The 19,572-nt window shown below is 67.6% G+C and carries 20 protein-coding genes and 1 tRNA gene; 11 read left to right on the top strand and 10 right to left on the bottom strand.

Translation table 11 applies throughout. The annotated features are described in order from the left end of the window. Positions 1–36: 36 nt before the first annotated feature. Both ABIB58_RS10110 and ABIB58_RS10115 read right to left on the bottom strand, forming a co-directional pair. On the bottom strand, positions 37–300 hold the full coding sequence (locus ABIB58_RS10110; RefSeq protein WP_039245520.1) for a hypothetical protein: 264 nt from the start codon (positions 298–300) through the stop codon (positions 37–39). Positions 301–373: 73 nt separating this feature from the next. Further along, positions 374–1,462: a CaiB/BaiF CoA transferase family protein gene (locus ABIB58_RS10115; RefSeq protein WP_502909746.1), complete on the bottom strand. Its 1,089-nt coding sequence runs from the start codon at positions 1,460–1,462 to the stop codon at positions 374–376. An 88-nt stretch (positions 1,463–1,550) separates the two neighbouring features. On the opposite strand from ABIB58_RS10115, the gene ABIB58_RS10120 reads away from it, so the two are divergent. Then, positions 1,551–1,627: transfer RNA gene (locus ABIB58_RS10120), tRNA-Lys, on the top strand. Between the two features lie 45 nt (positions 1,628–1,672). On the opposite strand, the gene ABIB58_RS10125 is transcribed toward ABIB58_RS10120, so the two are convergent. Next, on the bottom strand, positions 1,673–4,099 hold the full coding sequence (locus tag ABIB58_RS10125; protein ID WP_354040688.1) for a PAS domain-containing protein: 2,427 nt from the start codon (positions 4,097–4,099) through the stop codon (positions 1,673–1,675). A 112-nt stretch (positions 4,100–4,211) separates the two neighbouring features. Between ABIB58_RS10125 and ABIB58_RS10130 the strand changes: the two genes are divergently transcribed. Next, entirely contained in the window at positions 4,212–4,751 is a 540-nt protein-coding gene (locus ABIB58_RS10130) for a hypothetical protein (RefSeq protein ID WP_354040690.1), read from the top strand. A 3-nt stretch (positions 4,752–4,754) separates the two neighbouring features. Here the strand turns inward: ABIB58_RS10130 and tgt are convergent, their stop codons facing one another. The 3 genes from tgt to ABIB58_RS10145 form a co-directional block, all read right to left on the bottom strand. Further along, the gene (tgt, locus tag ABIB58_RS10135; RefSeq protein ID WP_354040692.1) at positions 4,755–5,867 is read right to left on the bottom strand and encodes a tRNA guanosine(34) transglycosylase Tgt; all 1,113 of its coding nucleotides are present in this window, start codon (positions 5,865–5,867) and stop codon (positions 4,755–4,757) included. After that, entirely contained in the window at positions 5,868–6,341 is a 474-nt protein-coding gene (locus tag ABIB58_RS10140; protein ID WP_055808117.1) for a hypothetical protein, read from the bottom strand. A 63-nt stretch (positions 6,342–6,404) separates the two neighbouring features. Beyond that, complete coding sequence (locus ABIB58_RS10145) at positions 6,405–7,145, bottom strand: tRNA1(Val) (adenine(37)-N6)-methyltransferase (RefSeq protein ID WP_354040695.1); 741 nt, start codon at positions 7,143–7,145, stop codon at positions 6,405–6,407. Positions 7,146–7,361: 216 nt separating this feature from the next. On the opposite strand from ABIB58_RS10145, the gene ABIB58_RS10150 reads away from it, so the two are divergent. Together ABIB58_RS10150 and ABIB58_RS10155 are read left to right on the top strand one after the other, a co-directional pair. Then, the gene (locus ABIB58_RS10150) at positions 7,362–8,303 is read left to right on the top strand and encodes a polyprenyl synthetase family protein (protein WP_295169006.1); all 942 of its coding nucleotides are present in this window, start codon (positions 7,362–7,364) and stop codon (positions 8,301–8,303) included. Further along, on the top strand, positions 8,300–8,935 hold the full coding sequence (locus tag ABIB58_RS10155) for a squalene/phytoene synthase family protein (RefSeq protein ID WP_354040697.1): 636 nt from the start codon (positions 8,300–8,302) through the stop codon (positions 8,933–8,935). The genes ABIB58_RS10150 and ABIB58_RS10155 overlap by 4 nt, the downstream gene beginning before the upstream one ends. Position 8,936: 1 nt before the next feature. Here ABIB58_RS10155 and ABIB58_RS10160 read toward each other — a convergent pair whose 3' ends face one another. Continuing rightward, on the bottom strand, positions 8,937–9,428 hold the full coding sequence (locus tag ABIB58_RS10160) for a MarR family winged helix-turn-helix transcriptional regulator (RefSeq protein WP_039245510.1): 492 nt from the start codon (positions 9,426–9,428) through the stop codon (positions 8,937–8,939). A 66-nt stretch (positions 9,429–9,494) separates the two neighbouring features. On the opposite strand from ABIB58_RS10160, the gene ABIB58_RS10165 reads away from it, so the two are divergent. Next, positions 9,495–10,700 carry an MFS transporter gene (locus ABIB58_RS10165; protein WP_354040699.1) on the top strand — a complete coding sequence of 402 codons (1,206 nt, stop codon included), beginning with the start codon at positions 9,495–9,497 and terminating at the stop codon, positions 10,698–10,700. A gap of 18 nt (positions 10,701–10,718) precedes the next feature. Here the strand turns inward: ABIB58_RS10165 and trmFO are convergent, their stop codons facing one another. Continuing rightward, entirely contained in the window at positions 10,719–12,113 is a 1,395-nt protein-coding gene (gene trmFO / locus ABIB58_RS10170) for a methylenetetrahydrofolate--tRNA-(uracil(54)-C(5))-methyltransferase (FADH(2)-oxidizing) TrmFO (protein ID WP_354040701.1), read from the bottom strand. A gap of 76 nt (positions 12,114–12,189) precedes the next feature. On the opposite strand from trmFO, the gene ABIB58_RS10175 reads away from it, so the two are divergent. Continuing rightward, positions 12,190–12,969: a hypothetical protein gene (locus ABIB58_RS10175; protein ID WP_354040703.1), complete on the top strand. Its 780-nt coding sequence runs from the start codon at positions 12,190–12,192 to the stop codon at positions 12,967–12,969. A 20-nt stretch (positions 12,970–12,989) separates the two neighbouring features. Here the strand turns inward: ABIB58_RS10175 and ABIB58_RS10180 are convergent, their stop codons facing one another. Together ABIB58_RS10180 and ABIB58_RS10185 are read right to left on the bottom strand one after the other, a co-directional pair. Next, a complete protein-coding gene (locus ABIB58_RS10180) occupies positions 12,990–13,646 on the bottom strand; it encodes a 3-oxoacid CoA-transferase subunit B (protein WP_045810180.1) in 657 nt (218 codons plus the stop codon). A gap of 2 nt (positions 13,647–13,648) precedes the next feature. Further along, complete coding sequence (locus ABIB58_RS10185; protein ID WP_354040705.1) at positions 13,649–14,374, bottom strand: CoA transferase subunit A; 726 nt, start codon at positions 14,372–14,374, stop codon at positions 13,649–13,651. Between the two features lie 334 nt (positions 14,375–14,708). Between ABIB58_RS10185 and ABIB58_RS10190 the strand changes: the two genes are divergently transcribed. From ABIB58_RS10190 to ABIB58_RS10210, 5 genes are all read left to right on the top strand, one after another. Beyond that, a complete protein-coding gene (locus ABIB58_RS10190) occupies positions 14,709–15,734 on the top strand; it encodes an SAM-dependent methyltransferase (protein WP_045810178.1) in 1,026 nt (341 codons plus the stop codon). An 11-nt stretch (positions 15,735–15,745) separates the two neighbouring features. Beyond that, positions 15,746–16,159, top strand: coding sequence for a DUF2177 family protein (locus tag ABIB58_RS10195; protein ID WP_039245498.1), 414 nt, complete (start codon positions 15,746–15,748; stop codon positions 16,157–16,159). A gap of 80 nt (positions 16,160–16,239) precedes the next feature. Beyond that, positions 16,240–17,514, top strand: coding sequence for an oligosaccharide flippase family protein (locus ABIB58_RS10200; RefSeq protein ID WP_082064374.1), 1,275 nt, complete (start codon positions 16,240–16,242; stop codon positions 17,512–17,514). After that, positions 17,498–18,646: a UDP-galactopyranose mutase gene (glf, locus tag ABIB58_RS10205; RefSeq protein WP_045810176.1), complete on the top strand. Its 1,149-nt coding sequence runs from the start codon at positions 17,498–17,500 to the stop codon at positions 18,644–18,646. The genes ABIB58_RS10200 and glf overlap by 17 nt, the downstream gene beginning before the upstream one ends. Next, positions 18,643–19,557 carry a glycosyltransferase family 2 protein gene (locus ABIB58_RS10210; RefSeq protein ID WP_045810175.1) on the top strand — a complete coding sequence of 305 codons (915 nt, stop codon included), beginning with the start codon at positions 18,643–18,645 and terminating at the stop codon, positions 19,555–19,557. Before glf ends, ABIB58_RS10210 begins: the two co-directional genes overlap by 4 nt. Positions 19,558–19,572 lie beyond the last annotated feature (15 nt).

Here is a 19,572-nt window from a genome sequence, read left to right on the forward strand (position 1 = left end):
TTTCGTCAAAAGGACGCCCCCCGGCATACCTGTTCGTCAGTAGAACAGAGTCTCGCTCTCGGGCTGGACCGACTGTTCCGACGTGCGTTCCTCAGGCGGAAGCGTTGTCGACGGCGGAGGCGTGGGCGTCGGGTCCTGCACCTCTGGCGCGGGCGGGGGGGCTTCTTCCTTAACCGGCGGGGGCGCCGGCTGGACCGACATCTCGCGATAGTCGTCGTCCGAACGCGAGGGACGGTCGTCGCAGGCCGACAGCGCGAGCACGCTTGCGGCGGCGGCCAAGACAAAAATCGAGCGTGTCATGAAAGTCCCCGGTCTCCGCCGACCAAACGCCTGTCGCGCTGAGCTGTTCCCTTAGCGCCGAAATCTGCGTCGGTCATCCTGCGGGATCGGACCATTTTGTGACCATTTGATCCAAGCTCAGTTCGAACTTTGGGGCGGGCGCAAAAGTTACGCCGTCGAAGCGGGGCGCGGCTTGCGGCAGGCCGCTTTGGAATGTTCCTCGCGCCTGGTTGTGCAGGTGATCCGGCGCCTCGGCCAGGCTCAGCACTGGCGTGACACAGGCTTCAGTCCCGGCAAAATGGGCGCTCCAGTCGTCGCGGTCTCTGCTCGCGAACAAGGCCGCAAGCCGCGCCTGCAGGGCCGGCCAGGCGGCGATGTCGTATTGAACCGCTTCAGCCGGATCGATCTCCAGGCCGGCCAGCAGCGCGGCGTAAAATCGGGGCTCCAGCGCCGCCACCGCCACGAACCCGCCGTCGCGACAGGCGTAGCACCGATAGAAGGGCGCGCCCCCGTCCAACAGGTTGGATCCGCGCTGGTCGCTCCACAGTCCTCGCCCCCGCAAGGCCTGGAACAGACCGCCTAGCAGGGCCGCCCCATCCGTCATGGCGGCGTCCACCACGCGTCCCCGGCCCGTCGTCCTGGCCTCCACCAGCGCGGCCAGCACCCCGACCACCAGCAGCATGGCCCCGCCGCCGTAATCTCCGACCAGGTTCAACGGCGGGCAGGGCGGACGATCCGCCTCGCCCATGGCGTGCAACATGCCCGACAGGCCGATGTAGTTCAGATCATGCCCGACCGCATTCGCCAGCGGCCCCGTCTGGCCCCATCCCGTCACACGTCCGAACACCAGCGCGGGCTTTCGCGCCTGGAGGACGTCGGGACCATAGCCCAACCTCTCCATGACGCCGGGCCGAAAGCCTTCGATCACCGCGTCGGCCCCATCGATCAGTTGCAGGATGCGCTCGCGATCCGCCGGTGATTTCAGATCGACCGGAACGGCCGCTCGTCCCCGATGCAGGACCTCGCCTCCGACCTCGTCGAAGACCGCCGGTTCGGCCGAGGCTTTGCGCGTCAGCCGCACCACCTCCGCCCCCAGGTCCGCCAGCATCATTCCGGCGAAGGTCACCGGCCCCAAGCCGTCGAATTCGATGATGCGGACGCCATTTAACGGTTTCATGCCCAATGAGTAGCAGACCGGGTCTTGACCGGAAGGCCGGATTACAACAGAAGGCGCCCTTCGACGGTTCGGGCCAGCCCGGACGTCGCGCGGTGCGTCCTTAGCTCAGTTGGTTAGAGCATCTGACTTTTAATCAGAGGGTCCTCGGTTCGAGCCCGAGAGGACGTACCATTTAAAGCCCGCTTCGGCGGGCTTTTTGCTGTCCGGGCCTTGCCTTCAGTGGGTCGCGAAGCGGCCCGGTGCAGTCGCATCCGCGATCGGGGCGTTCGATTTGTCGAGATATTTCGATAGGGTGGCGACCAGGGCGGGCAGTTGCAGCGGCTTGGCCAGATGGTCGTCCATGCCGGCGTCGCGACACAGCTGGATCTGGTCCGGCTGAACATTGGCGGACAGGGCGATGATCGGCAGTCGGCGTGCGCCGCCCTGCTCGAGGCGGCGAATTTCGCGCGTGGCCGTCAGGCCGTCCATGACCGGCATCTGCATGTCCATCAGGACGAGGTCGTAGACTTCGGACTGCACCGCATGCACCGCCTCGGCCCCATCGCTGGCCGTGGCGACCTCCAGTCCCATGCCGACCAGGATGACGCTGATCAGTTCGCGGTTGGCCGGTGCGTCGTCGGCGATCAGTACGCGGCCCTCGGGCATGACGCTGAGGCGCGGCCCTTCGTCTTCCGATCCGCCCTCGGCGATGTGCAGGGGGACGGTCACCTTGAACGTCGATCCCAGGCCGGGCTGGCTCGTGACGACGATATCGCCGTCCATCGCCCGCGCCAGCCGCCGCGAGATCGCCAGACCCAGGCCGGTGCCGCCGTAAAGCCGGGTGGTGGACCGATCCGCCTGCGAGAAACGTTCGAACAGATGGGCCTGGGTCTGAGGGCTCATGCCGATGCCGGTATCGGTCACCTCAGCCGTCAGCCGCCATGCGCCGTCTGCCTCCAAGGCTCCGCCGACTGACAGGCTGACCGAGCCCTGGCTGGTGAACTTCACCGCATTGCCCAGCAGGTTCAGCAGAATCTGCCGAAGACGGGCCTGGTCGCCCATCAGGCAGTCCGGCATGTCCGGCGCCAGATCGACGTGCAGCGCCAGACCCTTGGCCAGACACTGGGCCTCCATCATCTGGACCGTCTCGTGCGCCAGGTCGGCCGGGTCGAAACGCTGGGGCTCCAGCTCGATCATGCCGGCTTCGAGCTTGGAATAGTCCAGCACGTCGTTGATGACCGACAGCAAGGCCTCGCTGGCCGTGGCGATTCGCGCGACATAGCCCTTCTCGGCCTCGGGCAAGGCCTCGCTGGCCTTCAGCAAGTTGGAAAAGCCGATGACGCTGGTCAAAGGCGTGCGCAGTTCGTGGCTCATGTTCGCCAGGAACTCGCTCTTGGCCGCCGCCGCCGCCTCGGCCCGGTCACGCGCGGTGACCAGTTCGTCGGCCAGGATCTTGCGATCCGTCATGTCGCGAATGACGACGACGACCTCAGACGGCTTGCCCTCCTGGGCGGCCAGGGCGCGGAAAGTGCATTCGACCCAGACGATCGAACCGTCGCGATGAAGGGCGCGGTGCTCCAGCCGGCAGGGCTCCTTGGTGTGGATGGTGCCCAGCACGGCCTGGGTCACCATTTCCCGATCGTCAGGATGGACATAGTCCATGGGCCGGCCGTTCATTTCCTCGGTGGTCCAGCCGAGCAGGCTTTCGATCGCCGGCGAGATATATTTGCTGCTGCCGTCCGGGCGAACGCGCGTGATGACGTCGCCCATATTTTCGGCCAGCAGGCGATATCGGGCCTCGTCGCGCCGGGCGCGGGCGATCTGGGCCTGCTGGTCGGTGATGTCCTGGAACACGCCGTAAAGGGCTTTGACGACGCCTGTGTCGTCACGTTCGGCGCGCGCCTGGGTCAGAACCGCGCGCTCCTCGCCATCGGCGCGGATCAGCCGAAGACGCATTTTGTAGCCTTCGCCGGTCTCGGCCGAATGCGCGATCGCCGCCAATAATCCGGGCCTGTCGTCGGGATGATATCTGTCGATGGCCGAATCGACCTGCGGATCGAAGCTCTTGCGATCCAGGCCGTGGATGCGGAACACCTCGTCGGACCAGTGGACCTTGCCGCTGGCCAGCTCCAGCCGCCAATGACCGACGCCGGCCATGTTTTCGATGAGCTCCAGCGTGCAGCGGCGTTCCTCGCTGACTCGACTGACTTCCAGCGACGCGATGATGTCTTCGGCCATGGCGCCAAGCGTCCGCAGCGTCGCGATCTGAGCGTCGGAGGGATGAGGGCGAGGCTGGCGATCCATGACGCCGAACATGCCCAGCGGCCGCCCGTCTGGGCCGCAGATCGCCACGCCGGCGTAGAAACGCAGATTACAGGGCGCCGCCGCCCGGAAATGATTGCGCGCCACAGGGTCCGCCAGGCCATCTTCGATCACGAGGACGGCGCCCTTGCCCTCGCGCAGCAGACGGTCGCCGAGAGTGCGCTCGCGCGGCAGGGTTTCGACCAGTTCACGATCGCTACACCACAGGACGGCGTTGTCGCCGCTGACCAAGGTGACGACCGCGGCGGGCGCATCGAAAACCGTGCAGGCCAGTTCGGTAAGACGCTGGAACGGTCCGGCAGGGGCGTCCAGGGCTTCAAGGCTCTTGGCGATGTAAGGCACGACCGAACTCCAGCTCCGAGACCAGCATGGCAGGCATCGGAGAATTCTTCGTTACCGGCCCCGCTTGCGGCCACGCTTTAATCCCGCAACGCCACATGGTCTAAGCCACCCCATGAAACGCCTTCTTCTCGCCGTCAGTCTCGTTGCCCTTTCCGGTTGCAATGCCGGTCGGTCGGCGATGGGCAGCGCCGAACAGGTCGGGGCGGGCTTCGCGGCGGCGGCGACGGCGCCGCTGGAGGACTTCAACCTGCGTCGTCAGATGATTCCGACGGTGCTGCTTCAGGCCGAAGCCAATCCCTACGATCTGCGCAATCTGAATCAGTGCACGACCATCGGCGCAGAGGTCGCACGGTTGGACGAAGCGCTGGGACCCGACACGGACGAACCGCCGCGTCAGGACGGCTCCTATCTCAGCGAGCGGGCGGCGGACGCGGCGGCCAAGGCGGCGTTGAACGCCATACGCGACACGACGACCGACTTTATTCCTGGCCGAAACTGGATTCGTCGACTGAGCGGCGCCGAACAGCACTCAAAGCACGTTCAACCGGCCATCCAGTCCGGCCGGATGCGCCGCGCCTTCCTGAAGGGGATGGGCATGCAGCGGAACTGCGCGCCGCCGGCGGCGCCCAGCTGGTTCAGACCGCACCCTTAGGCGTCAGCCGTTCGCAGTGTGGCGGGCGTGGAAGTCGCGCCTGAACTGCTCGAAACGACCCTCGGAAATCGCCGCGCGCATGGCCGCCGTCAGCGCCTGATAGAAGGCGATGTTGTGCCAACTCAGCAGCACCTTGCCGAGGATTTCATCGGCGCGGATCAGGTGGTGTAGATAAGCCTTCGAATACGACGATGATGGGCCGTCGATTGTCGGGTCCAGCGGGTCCTGATCCTCGGCGAAGCGGGCGTTCTTCAGATTTAGCGGGCCGTCCCAGGTCCAGGCCTGGCCGTGGCGCCCGGCGCGGGTGGGCAAGACGCAATCGAACATGTCCACACCGCGATACACCGCCTCGACCAGATCCACCGGCTTGCCCACGCCCATCAGATAGCGGGGGCGGTCGGCGGGCAGCATTTCGGGCGCGTAGTCCAGCACCTCGCACATGGCCTGATGGCCTTCGCCGACCGCCAGACCGCCGATGGCGTAGCCGTCGAAGCCGATCTCTTGAAGCTGTTCCGACGACTGGCGGCGCAGGTCCTCGAAGGTAGACCCTTGCTGGATGCCGAACAGGGCCTGGTTTTCACGCTCGCCGAAACGCGCCTTGGATCGCGCGCCCCAGCGGATCGACAGCTCCATCGCCTTTCTGGCTGCATCCTTCTCGGCCGGATAGGCGACGCACTGGTCCAACTGCATCGAGATGTCGGCGCCGATCCGGTCGGCCTGGATTTCGATCGACCGCTCGGGCGTCAGGACGTGTTTGGAGCCGTCGATGTGGCTGGAGAAGGTCACGGCCTCCTCCTTGACCTTGGAGATGCCGGCCAGGGACATGACCTGGAACCCGCCGCTGTCCGTCAGGATCGGCTTGTCCCAGCCCATGAATTTGTGAAGCCCGCCCAGACGCTCCATCCGCTCGGGCCCAGGGCGCAGCATCAGGTGATAGGTGTTGCCCAGCAGGATGTCGGCGCCGGTCGCCTTGACCTGATCCACCGTCATGGCCTTGACCGTGGCGGCGGTGCCGACCGGCATGAAGGCGGGGGTGCGGATGTCGCCGCGCGCGGTCTTCAACACCCCGGTGCGGGCGCGGCCCTCGGTGGCGGAAATCTGGAAGGGGAAAGGCATTCAGGCGATCAGTCGTTCAAGCTGTTCGACGCGCGCCAGATCCTTGGGGCGGCCGAACAGGCGATACAGGGCGATGTGGTCCCGGATGTCCGGGACGAACAGGGGCGTGTCCTCGACGAAGACGCGGCGGCGCGAGCCGAAGGCGACCGGCGTCCAGTCGCCGCCGTCGCGGGTCTCCAGATCGGCCATGACCTCGACCAGGATCGGCTGATCCGGCGCGCGCCCGAAGACGGCGGAGCGGAACAGGCCTTCGCCGGGATCGGGTATCACCACGCCGCCCAGCGCGCCCAGCAGGTTGCGCGCATCGCGCGGCGCGCACAGCACGTCGATGTCGGGCACATGGATGTCGGTCAGGCCATAGAGCGCCATGGCCGCTCCGCCGAAGATCCACCACGGCTCGCGAAGGTCGCGCGCGGCCTCGCCGACGGCGATCAGGCCGTCTTGAAGATCATGCGGAAGGTCGTCGGGTGACACGGGGCGGGCTCGATTTTGTCAGGAGGCGGCATTTAGGCGTTCCGGTGGCGATTGACCACCCGATCACCATCCCAGCGACGCCTCGCCGCGCAGGATGGCCTCGGCTTGGGGGGTGTGCTTGCCGCCCTCGCGGTCATGCAGGATCAGCGGCGGCAGCAGACGCAGCGGCGCGCGTCCGGTCTTGATGGCGTGCACCAGAACCCGCTTGGCCGGCTCGTCCGCGAAGGGATGGATGGGCCGCACGGCGAACGACCCCGCCTTTTCGCCCAGCAGAGCCAGCAGATTCGCCAGTCGGTCGGCGCGGTGAACGACCACGATGCGCCCGCCTTCCTTCACCGCCTTCAGCAGGAAGTCGGTCCACGCTTTCAGCCCGTCGTCGGCCATCCAGGCGCCCCGCTTGCCTTCGGCCGGGGCGCGCAACGTCGTGGCGTCATCGAAGAAGGGGGGATTGGATATGGCCCAGTCGGCCGGCTCCACGCCCAGGACCCGAAACCCCGCCGCCACGTCGCCGTGACGAATCACGGCGGATCCAGCTGCGCCGTTCAGCGCCGCATTCTCGGTCGCCAGCGCCGCCATCGCCGGATCGCGCTCCAGTCCAGTCAGGGTCACGCCGGGCCGTCGCTTCGCGATCTGCATCAGGACCGCGCCCGCCCCGCAGCCCGCCTCGATCACGCTCTGGCCTGCCTCGGCCGGGACCGCCGCCGCCAGCAAAGCCGCATCCATCCCGGCGCGATAGCCGCGCGCGGGTTGACGCAAGCGCACCCGGCCGTTCAACAGGCCGTTCTCGACGATCGTCGTCGGCATCGTTTCGACCGGCTCCAAGCCTCAATCTCCTTGACCCTCAAGGGGTCGAACATCATTGTGCGCCGCAACTCGCGGGGGCAAGCCGGCCCGGCCGCAAAAAGCCATTCCCGCGGCCCGCCGCGCCAGTGAAAGAGTATTCGTTTGGACGTCGCCATCGCCGCCGCTCACCGCCCGAAGGAGGACGTCAACGCCCTTGTCCGGCTGGCTGAGGTCGATATGGCGGCCGTGGACGCCCTCATCCTGGATCGGATGCAGTCGGATGTGCCGATCATTCCGAAACTGGCCGAACATCTGGTGTCGGCGGGTGGAAAGCGTCTGCGCCCCCTGATGACCGTCGCCGCAGCGCGCGCCGTGGGTGCGACGGACGACATCGTCGCGCCGCGCAAGCTGGCCGCTGCGGTCGAGTTCATCCACACCGCCACCCTGCTGCATGACGACATCGTCGATGCGTCCGAACTGCGTCGGGGCAAGGTCGCGGCCCACCTGATTTGGGGCGCGCCCACCAGCGTCCTGGTCGGCGACTTCCTGTTCGCCCGCGCCTTCGAACTGATGGTCGAGACGGATTCGATGCGCGCCCTGGGCATTCTGGCCGAGGCTTCGCGCGTGATCTCCGAAGGCGAGGTGCTGCAGCTGACGCGCGCCCACGACCTGAATCTGGACCAGGCCACCTATCTGCAGATCATCTCGGCCAAGACCGCCGAACTGTTCGCCGCCGCCGCCGAAGCGGGCGCGGTGGGCGCCGGGGCCGATCCGGCCGCGATCAAGGCTTTGCGCGATTACGGCATGGCGTTGGGCATCGCCTTCCAGCTGGCCGATGACGCGCTGGACTACGGTGCGACGGCCGAGGCTCTGGGCAAGAACGCCGGCGACGATTTCAACGAGGGCAAGGCGACCCTGCCGCTGCTGCTGGCGGTCGCCCGCACGCGCGGCCGCGAGGAAGCCTTCTGGGAGCGCACCGTGACCAAGGGTGAGCGGACGCCCGAAGACTTCACCCGCGCGCGCGAACTGATCATCGGCTCGGGCGCCATCGGCGCGACCCTGGACCTGGCCGGCGACTATGCCGATCAGGCCAAGGCCGCCCTGTCGATCCTGCCGTCCAGCGACTGGCGCGCCGCGCTGGAAGACCTGGCCGATTTCGCGGTGTCGCGCGCCGCTTGACCGAGACTGCGGATACGCTCGACCAACAGGTCCGCACCGCCGACCTCGACCGCTGGCTGTCCAGCCGCCTGGTCGCGGATGACCGCGCCCGCGCTGACCTCATCACGCTCTACGCCTTCGAAGCCGAGCTGATGACCATCCCCACGCGCGTGACCCAGCCGCTGCTGGCCGAGATGCGCTACACTTGGTGGGGGGAACAGATGGACGGCGTCTTCGCCGGCGTGCCGCGCAAGGGCCATCCGGTGCTGGAGGCGCTGACCGATCTTGTCGCGCGTCACGGCCTGGACCGCGCGCCGTTCGACGCCCTGATCGACGCCCACATCGGCCGGGTGCGCGAACAGCCGCACGATCTCGACGCCTTCTACGTCGGCCCGATGCAGGTCGCGACGCGTGTGCTGGCAGGGGAGGGGCATGACGCCGCCGTGGCCGATGCGGCCCGCGTCTGGGGGCTGACGCAAACCGGCCGGCGCCAGGAGGCGGCGTCCCTGAAATCCGCCGCCGATGGGGCGCTGAAACGCCTTCCGCCCGAAGGATTCGCAGCCGTGGCTCACGCGACCCTTACCGATCCGGACCAGCCGGAGCCGCTGAAGCGGCTGCGCCTGCTCTGGGCCGTGCTGCGCGGCCGGATCTGACCTAGCCGTTCAGGCCGGCGATCAAGCGGGTCAGCAGGGCGTTCAGCGTTTTCTGATCCTCTCGCGACAGGCCGCTCAAGGCCTCTTTGGCCGTCTCCTGGTGGCTGGGCATGATCGTCTCGATCAGGTCGAAACCCTTGTCCGTCAGACGAACCAGAGTCGCTCGTCGGTCGCTGGGATGCGGGCGCCGTTCGACCCAGCCCGCCTTTTCCAGCCGGTCGATCCGCGCGGTCATGCCGCCGGACGACATCATCGCCGCCTCGAACAGCGCGGTCGGCGTCAGGCCCTCGCGTTCGCCGGATCGGCGCAGCGTCGCCAGCACGTCGAACTCGCCGTGCTGCAAACCATAGCGCGCGAACAGCGGCGTCTGGCGCTCGCGGATCACCAGTTGCGAGGCCTCGTTCAGGCGGCCCAGCACCTCCATCGGCAGCATGTCCAGGTCGGGGCGTTGCACGGCCCATTGGGCGGCGGCGCGCGAAGCTCTATCAGGCATGGTTATCTTGACATCGAGATACTTGAGGTCGAGAGACTAGCGCGATTTCCAGTCGGAGTCCCCACCATGACCGCACGGTCTGACGCCACGCCCATGCGCGGCGCGTCGCTGCTGTTGCTGGCGGCCATCGTCGCCCTGGCGCTGAATCTGCGGCCAGCGATGGCGGCGGTGGGGCCGCTGCTGGATCTGATCGAGGGCGCGACGGGCATGGGGTCGACCGCCGCCAGCCTGCTGACCACTCTGCCCGTGCTGATGATCGGTCTGGGCGCCCTGTCGATCCGGCCGTTGCGTCGGCGACTGGGCGAGCGGCGCGGCATCTTGTTGGGCGCGCTTCTGATCGGCGGGGCCTGCCTGGTGCGGGTGGTGCTGAACGGCGCGACCGGTCTGATCGCCAGCGCCGTGGTCGTCGGGGTCGGTGTCGCCTTGATCCAGGCCTTGGCGCCGGTCGTCATCAAACGGGCCTTTCCGGCGCAGTTCGGCACGGTCATGGCGCTCTACACCACCGGCATCATGGGCGGGGCCGCCGTCGCGGCGGCCACGGCGGCCGGTCTGGCCGAGACGATCGGCTGGGCGGGAACGTTGGCCCTGTGGAGCGCGCCGGCCTTTGTCGCTGCATCGGTCTGGCTGGCGGCGTCGCGCGACCCCGCAGCCGAAGAGCCGGATAGTGCCGCGGTCATCGAGGCGACGGACCCGGTGCTGCCCTTCTGGCGTCAGGGGCGGGCGTGGCGACTGATTCTGATCATGGGCCTGGGGACCTCGGCCTATACATTGATGCTGGCCTGGCTGCCGCCCTTCTACATCGACCTGGGCGAGCCGAGGGCCACGGCCGGCTATCTGCTCAGCGGCATGACGGCGGCGGAGGTGACGGCCGGCCTGCTGGTGTCCCTGATCATCGGCCGCTTCCCGGATCGGCGCGGACCGATCCTGACGGCGCTTGTGCTCGCCTTGGCGGGTCTGGCCGGTCTTGTGGTCGCGCCCCTCAGCATGGCCGTGCCGATCGTGATCCTCCTGGGCCTCGGCATCGGCGCGATCTTCCCGCTTAGCCTGATCCTGGCGATGGACCAGATCGACGATCCCGCCCGCTCCGGGGATCTGCTCGCCTTTGTTCAGGGCGGCGGCTACATCATCGCCAGCCTGTCACCGCTGGGCGCCGGCCTGCTGCGCGACCGCATGGCCGACCTGACCCAGGCCTGGGTGCTGATGGGCGTCGGGGTGATCCTGCTGGGCGCAATGACGCTGGAGTTCCGGCCGGGCCTGCCCAAGCTGCGCTGAGCGAACTGGCCTTGGAAATCAGCCCGCGTCGCGCCAGGCTTTCAGGCTCTCGATCGCCCGGAGGCTCATCAGGCGCTTCTTGGCCCGGCCGCGTTCCTTCAGCGGGATCTTGACGCCTGCCTCATCGACCTTGGGCGCCTCGAGCGGCGGCAGCAGGCCATAGTTGATGTTCATCGGCTGGAACTTCGATCCCGCCAGATGCCCGCCGGTGATGTGCTCGACCAGGGCGCCCATGGCTGTCTCGGGGGGCGGCGGGGCCAGGTCGCGACCCAGCGCTTGCGCAGCGGCGAGGCGGCCGGTCAGCAGACCCATGGCCGCGCTCTCGACATAGCCTTCGACGCCCGTCACCTGACCCGCGAAACGCAGGCGTGGCATGGCCTTCAGCCGCAGCTGTTTGTCCAGCAGATGCGGGCTGTTCAGGTAGGTGTTGCGGTGCAGGCCGCCCAGACGCGCGAACTGGGCGTTCTGCAGGCCGGGGATCATGCGGAAGACCTCGGCCTGGGCGCCGTGCTTCAGCTTGGTCTGGAAGCCAACCATGTTGAACAAGGTGCCGAGCGCATTGTCCTGACGCAGCTGGACGATGGCGTAGGCCTTGACCAGCGGGTCGCGCGGATTGGTCAGGCCGACCGGCTTCATCGGGCCGTGCCGCAGGGTTTCGCGACCGCGTTCGGCCATGACCTCGATGGGCAGGCAGCCGTCGAAATAGGGGACGTGTTCCCAGTCCTTGAACTCGGCCTTGGGACCGCTCAGCAGGGCGTCGATGAAGGCCTCATACTGCGCCTTGTCCATCGGGCAGTTGACGTAGGCGGCGGCGTCGCCGCCCGGACCTTCCTTGTCATAGCGCGACTGACGCCAGGCGATGTCGAAGTCGATCGAGTCGGCGTGAACGATGGGGGCGATGGCGTCGAAGAAGCTCAAGGACTCCTCGCCCGTCGCCTTCAGGATGGCGTCGGCCAGGGCAGGGGAGGTCAGGGGGCCGGTGGCGACGATGACATTGTCCCACGTCTGCGGCGGCAGGCCCGCGATCTCTTCGCGCACGATCGTGACCAAGGGGTGGGCGGTCAGTTTGGCGGTCACCGCCTGGGAGAAGGCGTCGCGGTCCACGGCCAGGGCGCCGCCGGCCGGCACCTGATTGATGTCTCCGCAGGCCATGATGACCGAATCCAGCGCCCGCATTTCGGCGTGCAGAAGGCCGACCGCATTGAACTGCCAGTCGTCCGAGCGGAAGGAGTTGGAGCAGACCAGCTCGGCCAGGCCATCGGTGTGGTGGGCGTCAGTCTTGACGCCGGGCACGCCGCGCATCTCGTGCAGGACGACGGGCACGCCGGCCTGGGCGATCTGCCAAGCGGCCTCAGAGCCGGCCAGGCCGCCGCCGATGACGTGGATGGGGGAAGGAGAGGTGGAAGCGCTCATCGCGGCCTTCTAGCGGGCGGGTGGCGCGGTGTCATGGCCCCCTGCTATATCCGCCGCCGGTCATCGGGGGCGTAGATTGAGCGAGCATCGGATTTTGCGACTGGGCGAGACGCTGTCGGCGGCGGCCCGCGCCCTGCCTCGCCTGTGGCGCGGCGCCTGGGGCGCGATCCTGCTGGCGGCCTTGGTCTGGAGCGTCAAGCCGCTGGCGGCGGGCGCAGCGGGCCTGATCTGGGCCGTGTTCGCTCTGGCGGCGACGCTGGTGCTGGCCGGCGCGCTGGCGCGGATTGCGATCGCGGACGATCGAGGCGAGGCGCGACGGCTGGGCCTCGGGCCGGTCGGCTTGCAGTTCGGCCGACCGGAGTCGCGGCTGCTCGGCGCGGGTCTGCTCTGCGCGGTCTTTCTGGCCATGATCCTGTCGGTCGTCGCCTTGGTCCTGCTGGCCGTGTTCGGCATGGCCGAGTTGAACGCCCAGGCCATCGCCATGCGTCAGTGGGGCGCGGTCGGGCCAGCGTGGAAGCTGATCCTGCTGGCGGTGGTTACGGCCTTCGCCCTGTTCGCCGTCACAGCCTTCGCCGTGCGCCTGTTCCTGTTCGCGCCGGCGACGATCGGGCGCGGCCAGATGGTGTCGCTGCAAGGCATGAGCATCACGCGCGGAGGATTCTGGCCCTTGCTGGTCGGCCTGACGGTGACGGCGGCGCCCAAGATCGGCCTGGTGTTGCTGTGGGGCGCAGGCGCGCTGTCGGGGACGGCGGGCTGGATCGTCTTCGCCGTCGTGCTGACGGGCTTACAGGCTCCGCTGACGATGGCCTTTGTCGGCGCCGCCTATCGCCGGCTGGAGCCCGCGCCGCCCCGGTAAGCCGAGGCGACGCAGGTTTATCAGGCGGCCTGCAAGCCCGGTGCGACGGTGTAGGCCGCCTCGGTCTTGGCGGCGACTTCGTCGAGGGTGACGCCGTCGGCCAGTTCGATCAGCTCGAGGCCCGCGCCGTCGGGCTTGACGTCGAAGGTGGCGAGGTCGGTGATGATGCGGCTGACGACGCCGGTGCCGGTCAGGGGCAGGGTGCAGGCTTTCAGCACCTTGGACTGGCCGTGCTTGTTGGCATGTTCCATGACAACGACGACGCGCTTGACGCCGGCGACCAGGTCCATGGCGCCGCCCATGCCCTTCACCAGCTTGCCGGGGATCATCCAGTTGGCGATATCGCCGTTCTGGGCCACTTCCATCGCACCCAGGATGGACAGGTTGATGTGGCCGCCGCGGATCATGGCGAAGCTGTCGGCGCTGGAGAAGTAGGACGACTCCGGGATCTCGGTGATCGTCTGCTTGCCCGCGTTGATCAGGTCGGGGTCCTCGTCGCCCTCATAGGGGAAGGGACCCATGCCCAGCATGCCGTTCTCGGATTGCAGGGTCACGGTCATGCCGGCGGGGATGTAGTTGGCGACCAGAGTCGGGATGCCGATGCCCAGGTTCACATAGAAGCCGTCCTGCAGTTCCTGGGCGGCGCGTTCAGCAAGTTGTTCGCGGGTGCGGGGCATGATCAGACCTCCGATCCGGCGGCGGCGCCGGCGGCACGTTGACGGACGGTGCGCTGTTCGATGCGCTTTTCGGACACGGTCTGGACCAGGCGATCGACATAGACGCCCGGCGTGTGGATGTGGTCGGGATCCAGCGAACCGACGGGGACGATCTCCTCGACCTCGACGACCGTGATCTTGCCGGCCGTGGCCATCATGGGGTTGAAGTTGCGGGCGGTCTTGCGGAACACCAGGTTGCCGCGCTCGTCGGCCTTCCACGCCTTGACGATGGACAGGTCGGCGACCAGGCCGGTCTCCATCACGTAGTCGCGGCCGTTGAAGTTGCGGACTTCCTTGCCCTCGGCCACCAGAGTGCCGACGCCGGTGGCGGTGAAGAAGGCGGGGATGCCCGCGCCGCCGGCGCGGATGCGCTCGGCGAGGGTCCCTTGTGGATTGAACTCAAGCTCCAGCTCGCCGGCCAGATACTGGCGCTCGAACTCCTTGTTCTCGCCGACGTAAGAACTGATCATCTTGGCGATCTGGCGGGTGCCCAGCAGTTGGCCCAGGCCGAAGCCGTCGACGCCGGCGTTGTTGGAGATGACCGTCAGGCCCTTGACGCCGCTGTCGCGCAGAGCGGCGATCAGGTTTTCGGGGATGCCGCACAGGCCGAAGCCGCCGGACATGACCGTCATGCCGTCGAAGGTCAGGCCCTCCAGCGCGGACGTGACGTCAGCGTAGATCTTTCCCATCGCTCTCCCTTTTTTCACTGCCTGATGAATATCGGCTTTTGACCACGCCTAACGCGGGGGCGGGCGGGGGGCAAGACGCGGCGTCGATCCGACGCGGCGATTTCAGACGGTGAAGGCGAAAAACAGAGTCTAATTCGTCTAATTGGTCTGAAACGACGCCGAGCCCGGTTCCAAAAAGAGGGTGCAATTGGTGCACTTTCTTCGGAATCGGCCGGCGCCGGAGGCGGATGTCGGCATCCTTGGGGTTGCGTTCAAGAGGGCGGAGGGATCCGTAGGGGCCGAGGCGTCGTATTGCCGTCAAGCCTGCAGCAAGATCCGACGATCGAGGACGCCGATGAACCTGACCAATGTCGCCATTCGCCAGCTTCAGGACGCGCCGTTCCCGGACTTCGTGACGCGTCCGGCGATCGACAGCCTGGTGACGGAGGCCAGAAAGCGTCTGGATCGCGACGGCCCGCATGACGAGGCGGCCTTTGCGCGCGAAATGGCCCAGCGCGCGATCGCCGAACATACGGATGCTGCGAACCAGCAGCATTACGAACTGCCGCCCGAGTTTTTCCAGCTGTGCCTGGGCAAGCGGCTGAAATACTCCTGCTGCCTCTATCCCACGGGCCGCGAGACGCTGGATCAGGCGGAAGAAGCGGCGCTGGCCGAGACCTGCGCCCATGCCGATCTGAAGGACGGTCAGACGATTCTGGAGATGGGCTGCGGCTGGGGCTCGCTGTCGCTGTGGATGGCCGAGACCTATCCGAAGTCGAAGATTACGGCGGTGTCGAACAGTCACGGCCAACGCGGCCATATCGAAGCGCAGGCGGCGGCGCGGGGGCTGACCAATCTGACGGTCATCACCCAGGACATGAACGCCTTCGACACCGAGCAGCGCTTCGACCGCATCGTCTCGGTGGAGATGTTCGAGCATATGGCCAACTGGCGCGCCCTGCTGACCAAGGCGAGACGCTGGCTGACGCCGGACGGGCGGATGTTCATCCACGTCTTCACGCACCGCAACGCGCCCTATCGGTTTGACCATACCGACAGCGGCGACTTCATCGCCCAGCATTTCTTCACGGGCGGCGTCATGCCCAGCCACGGGCTGATCCGGCAGTTTCCCGACCTGTTCGCGGTCGAGCAGGAATGGACCTGGAACGGTGGTCACTATGCGAAGACCGCCAACGACTGGCTGGCGAACATGGACCGGAACGCCCCGCGGATCGCGGTGTTGATGCGTGAGACCTATGGCGACGAAGCCAAACTTTGGACCCGTCGCTGGCGGCGGTTCTATCTGGCGACGGCGGGTCTGTTCGGAAATGACGAGGGCCGCACCTGGGCGGTCAGCCACTATCGACTGAAGCCGGCTTAAGGGAGACGAGGATGATCAAATATGTCGCGGCCTATCTCGGGGCCGGCCTGACCTTTGCAGCCATCGATTTCGTCTGGCTGACCACCATGACGAACCGGCTGTACAAGCCCGTCATCGGGCCGATCATGGCCGACAAGCCGGACATGAAGGCGGCGGTGGCCTTCTATCTGATCTCCATCGCCGGTACCGTGTTTCTGGCGATTGCACCGGCCCTGAAGGAAGGGAACTGGACGCGGGCCGCGATCAACGGGGCGGTGCTGGGCTTCGTCGCCTACGCCACCTACGACCTGACCAATCAGGCGACGCTGGCTGTGTGGCAGACCAAGCTGACGATTATCGACCTGATCTGGGGCACGACCCTGACGATGCTGTCGGCGACCGGCGGATATTTCGCTGCGCGCTGGGCCGAGGGCCGTTTCGGCTAAGCCGCCCGGCTGAGCCCGCGCTTGCGATTGCGACCTTGCGTGTCTAAAGCTCGCGCCAGGGTTGATCGCGGGGGCGACAGTTGGGGGATGGCAGGCACCGATTGCTGTCGGCGCGGGGCGCGGCCGATGCGGGCTGGGTCTATGGCGCGCACGTCGCCCGCTATGTCTCGCCGCTGCTGCTCTATCCGGTTCTGACGCGACGCCTGGGGCTGGAAGGGTTCGGCGTATTCGCCTCGGCCATCGCCCTGGCCTTGGTCGTGTCGGTGGTCGTGGATTACGGGCAATCGCTGTCGGGGCCGCGCGACATCGCCGGAGCGGTCGAAGGGCGCGGCGTCCTGATCGGTCAGGCCCTGGCGATGCGCGGCGTGCTGATCCTGCCCGCCGCTGCGGTCGGCGTTGGTCTGGCGGCCTTCAATCCGGTTCTGGAAGGGGCGAGCGGCGTCGTGGCCATGGCGGTCGTTCTGGGTATCGGGCAGGGGGCCAGCCTGCTGTGGTTCTTTCAGGGTATTCGCGATCCCGGTCCGGCGGCGATGCTGGAGGTCGGCTTCGCCCTGGTCGGAACGTGCGTCGTGCTGGCGCTGCCCGACTTGAGCGTCGGCGGCGTGATGGCCGTCCAGGCGGGCGGCGTCTGGGCCGGCTTGGTCGCGACCGGCGTCCTGCTGCTGCGACGGCAGAGGGTTCAAGCGCCGGAGCGGGGCTTTGTGCGACGCGTCCTGATCCAGGGCGGGCCGCTGTTCGCCAGTCGAGCGGTCATCGTCGCCTATACGGGGGCGGGCGTTCTGGTCGTCGCGGCGCTGGCCGGGCCGGCGCAGGCGGCGCTTTACGGGGCGGCGGATCGGCTGGTCGCGGCGTCCGGGTCGATGATGCGGCCGCTGGCGGGTCTGATTGCGCCCCGGATCGCCGGACTGCTGGGACAGGATCCGGCGGCTGCGTTTCGCACGGCGCGGTGGACGCTGGCGGCCTCGACGGGGGCGTTCGTGCTGCTGGCGGCGGCGCTGACGCTGACGGCGCCGCTGCTGATCCGTCTGTTGTTCGGGCCGGGGTTTGCGGGCGCCGTCGAGGTGCTGCGTCTTCTGGCCTGGGTGCTGCCCCTGGTGGCCGTCAGCCAGGTGCTGGGGCTGCATCTGATGAACCCGCTGCGGATGGATGGACGGTTTGCGCTGATCGTGACGCTGGGCTGTGTCGCGACGCTGGGGCCGGCGGTGGTGTTGGCGCCCGGCCTTGGCGCGGCCGGCATGGCGGGTGCGCGGATCATCGGCGAGGCGGCGGTGGTCGTGGCCTGTCTGATCGGCCTGAGGGCGCATTGGGGCGCGCTGTTCCAAACCGGCGGGAGGCGCGATGTCCCGGCGATATGACTGGCTGATCGTCGGCGCCGGCTTTACCGGTGCGGTGGTCGCCGAACGGCTGGCGCGCGGGCTGGACCAGAGCGTGCTCGTGATCGACCGGCGCGACCACGTCGGCGGCAATGCGTACGACCGGCGCGATGCGGGCGGGCGGCTGATCCATCCGTATGGCCCGCACGTGTTCCACACCAACAGCGCGCGCATCTTCGACTATCTGAGCCGGTTTACGGCATGGCGGCCCTACGCCCATCGGGTCCAAGGGCTGCTCGACGGGCGACAGGTGCCGCTGCCGTTCAATCTGGATTCGATCGAGACACTGTTTCCTGCCGCGGTGGCCGAGCGGATGACGCAGACCCTGGTTCAGCGGTTCGGTTTCGGGGCGCGGCCCAGCATCCATGACCTGCGACAGGCGGGGGACGATCCGGATCTGAGGCGGCTGGGCGACTATGTCTTCGACAAGGTGTTCGCCGGATACACCGCCAAACAGTGGGGCCTGCCGGTCGAGGCGCTGGACGCCTCGGTCACCGCGCGGGTGCCGATCGCGGTCAGCCGGGACGACCGCTATTTCGTCGATCGCTATCAGGCCATGCCGCGCGACGGCTATGGGGCGCTGTTCCAGAGGATGCTGAATCATCCCAACATCACGGTGTCGGTGAATACGCCGATGGATCAGGTCGAAGCGGGGTCGTGGGATCGGATGGTCTATTGCGGCGCGCTGGACGACTATTTCGGCCGGTCGGTCGGGGCCTTGCCCTATCGCAGCGTGCGGTTCGACCATCGGGTCGTGGATGTCGAGGATGGCCTGCCGGTCGGGACGGTCAACTATCCCAATGACTTCGACTTCACGCGCATCACCGATTTCCGCCACCTGACCGGCGAGCATGGGCCGACGACGGCGACGGTGACCGAATATCCGATGGTTTATGAGGCGGGCGTGAACGACCCCTATTATCCGATCCTGACGGAGGCGTCGCGCGCGTTGGCGGGGCAGTATCGCGAGATGGCCGCGACGCTGGCGGGCAAGGTCTGGTTCGCCGGGCGGCTGGCCGATTTTCAGTATTACAACATGGACCAGGCGGTCGGGCGGGCGCTGAGCCTGGTTGAGAAGTCGCTGGCGCCGGCCATCGCCAGGATAGCCGCATGAAGCCGTCGGTGTGGGCCGTGGTGGTGACGTGGAACCGGCGCGCCCTGCTGGAGCAATGTCTGGCGCATCTGATCGCCCAGACGCGCCATTGCGACGGGGTTGTGGTGGTCGACAACGCCAGCGACGACGGCACCGCCGAGATGCTGGCTGACGCCTGGGCGGGGCAGGCGATGGTGGTGCGGATGCCGGTCAACACCGGCGGGGCAGGCGGCTTCAACGCCGGAATCCGCGCAGCGATCGAGGCGGGGGCCGACCGGGTCTGGCTGATGGACGACGACGTGCTGGCGGCGCCGGATGCGCTGGAGGCCTTGCTGGCGGCGGAAACGGGGCTGGCGGATGAGGGCGTCGTGCCGGCCTTCCTGTGTTCCAGCGTGCGGTCGCCTGAGGGGCATCTGACCAATACGCCCGAGATCGACCGGAGGGAGAATGCGCTGGGCTATCCGGCTTGGGGCGAGCGGCTGGAGCAGGGGATGGCGCCGGTGAGGCAGGCGACCTTCGTGTCGGTCCTGGTCAGCCGGGCGGCGGTGATGCGGCATGGCCTGCCGCTGGCGCCCATGTTCATCTGGGGCGACGATACGGAATATACGCTGCGGCTGTCTCGCGAGGCGCCGGGCTATCTGGTCGCGGCCAGCCGGGTCGAGCACGTGCGCGCGGCGCCGGGACGGCTGACCATCGAGACAGAGCCCGATGCGCGGCGCGAACGGCTGCATCGCTATCTGACGCGCAACGTCATCCTGGCCAAGCGGCGGCACGAGGGGCGGCGCTCGGCGCTGCGCTATGCCGCCTCGCGGCTGAGGCTGGCAGGTCGGCTGGCGCTGGGCGGACGCTGGCGACAGGCCGGGGTGCTGGTCGCGGGCGTGATGGACGGGGCGCGGTTCGATCCCGAGGTCGAGCATTGCAGGCCGTCCTGAGCGCATCGCGGCGCG

The organism is Brevundimonas sp. UYEF29 (genome assembly GCF_040546195.1).
Taxonomy (GTDB): Bacteria; Pseudomonadota; Alphaproteobacteria; order Caulobacterales; family Caulobacteraceae; genus Brevundimonas; species Brevundimonas huaxiensis.

Coding starts and splice junctions, on each gene's coding strand:
- ABIB58_RS10195 (WP_039245498.1), top strand. CDS start 15,746: ATGATCAAATATGTCGCGGCCTATCTCGGGGCCGGCCTGACCTTTGCA.
- tgt (WP_354040692.1), bottom strand. CDS start 5,867: ATGCCTTTCCCCTTCCAGATTTCCGCCACCGAGGGCCGCGCCCGCACC.
- ABIB58_RS10130 (WP_354040690.1), top strand. CDS start 4,212: ATGAAACGCCTTCTTCTCGCCGTCAGTCTCGTTGCCCTTTCCGGTTGC.
- ABIB58_RS10160 (WP_039245510.1), bottom strand. CDS start 9,428: ATGCCTGATAGAGCTTCGCGCGCCGCCGCCCAATGGGCCGTGCAACGC.
- trmFO (WP_354040701.1), bottom strand. CDS start 12,113: ATGAGCGCTTCCACCTCTCCTTCCCCCATCCACGTCATCGGCGGCGGC.
- ABIB58_RS10210 (WP_045810175.1), top strand. CDS start 18,643: ATGAAGCCGTCGGTGTGGGCCGTGGTGGTGACGTGGAACCGGCGCGCC.
- ABIB58_RS10165 (WP_354040699.1), top strand. CDS start 9,495: ATGACCGCACGGTCTGACGCCACGCCCATGCGCGGCGCGTCGCTGCTG.
- ABIB58_RS10185 (WP_354040705.1), bottom strand. CDS start 14,374: ATGGGAAAGATCTACGCTGACGTCACGTCCGCGCTGGAGGGCCTGACC.
- ABIB58_RS10190 (WP_045810178.1), top strand. CDS start 14,709: ATGAACCTGACCAATGTCGCCATTCGCCAGCTTCAGGACGCGCCGTTC.
- ABIB58_RS10145 (WP_354040695.1), bottom strand. CDS start 7,145: ATGCCGACGACGATCGTCGAGAACGGCCTGTTGAACGGCCGGGTGCGC.
- ABIB58_RS10150 (WP_295169006.1), top strand. CDS start 7,362: ATGGCGGCCGTGGACGCCCTCATCCTGGATCGGATGCAGTCGGATGTG.
- ABIB58_RS10110 (WP_039245520.1), bottom strand. CDS start 300: ATGACACGCTCGATTTTTGTCTTGGCCGCCGCCGCAAGCGTGCTCGCG.
- glf (WP_045810176.1), top strand. CDS start 17,498: ATGTCCCGGCGATATGACTGGCTGATCGTCGGCGCCGGCTTTACCGGT.
- ABIB58_RS10180 (WP_045810180.1), bottom strand. CDS start 13,646: ATGCCCCGCACCCGCGAACAACTTGCTGAACGCGCCGCCCAGGAACTG.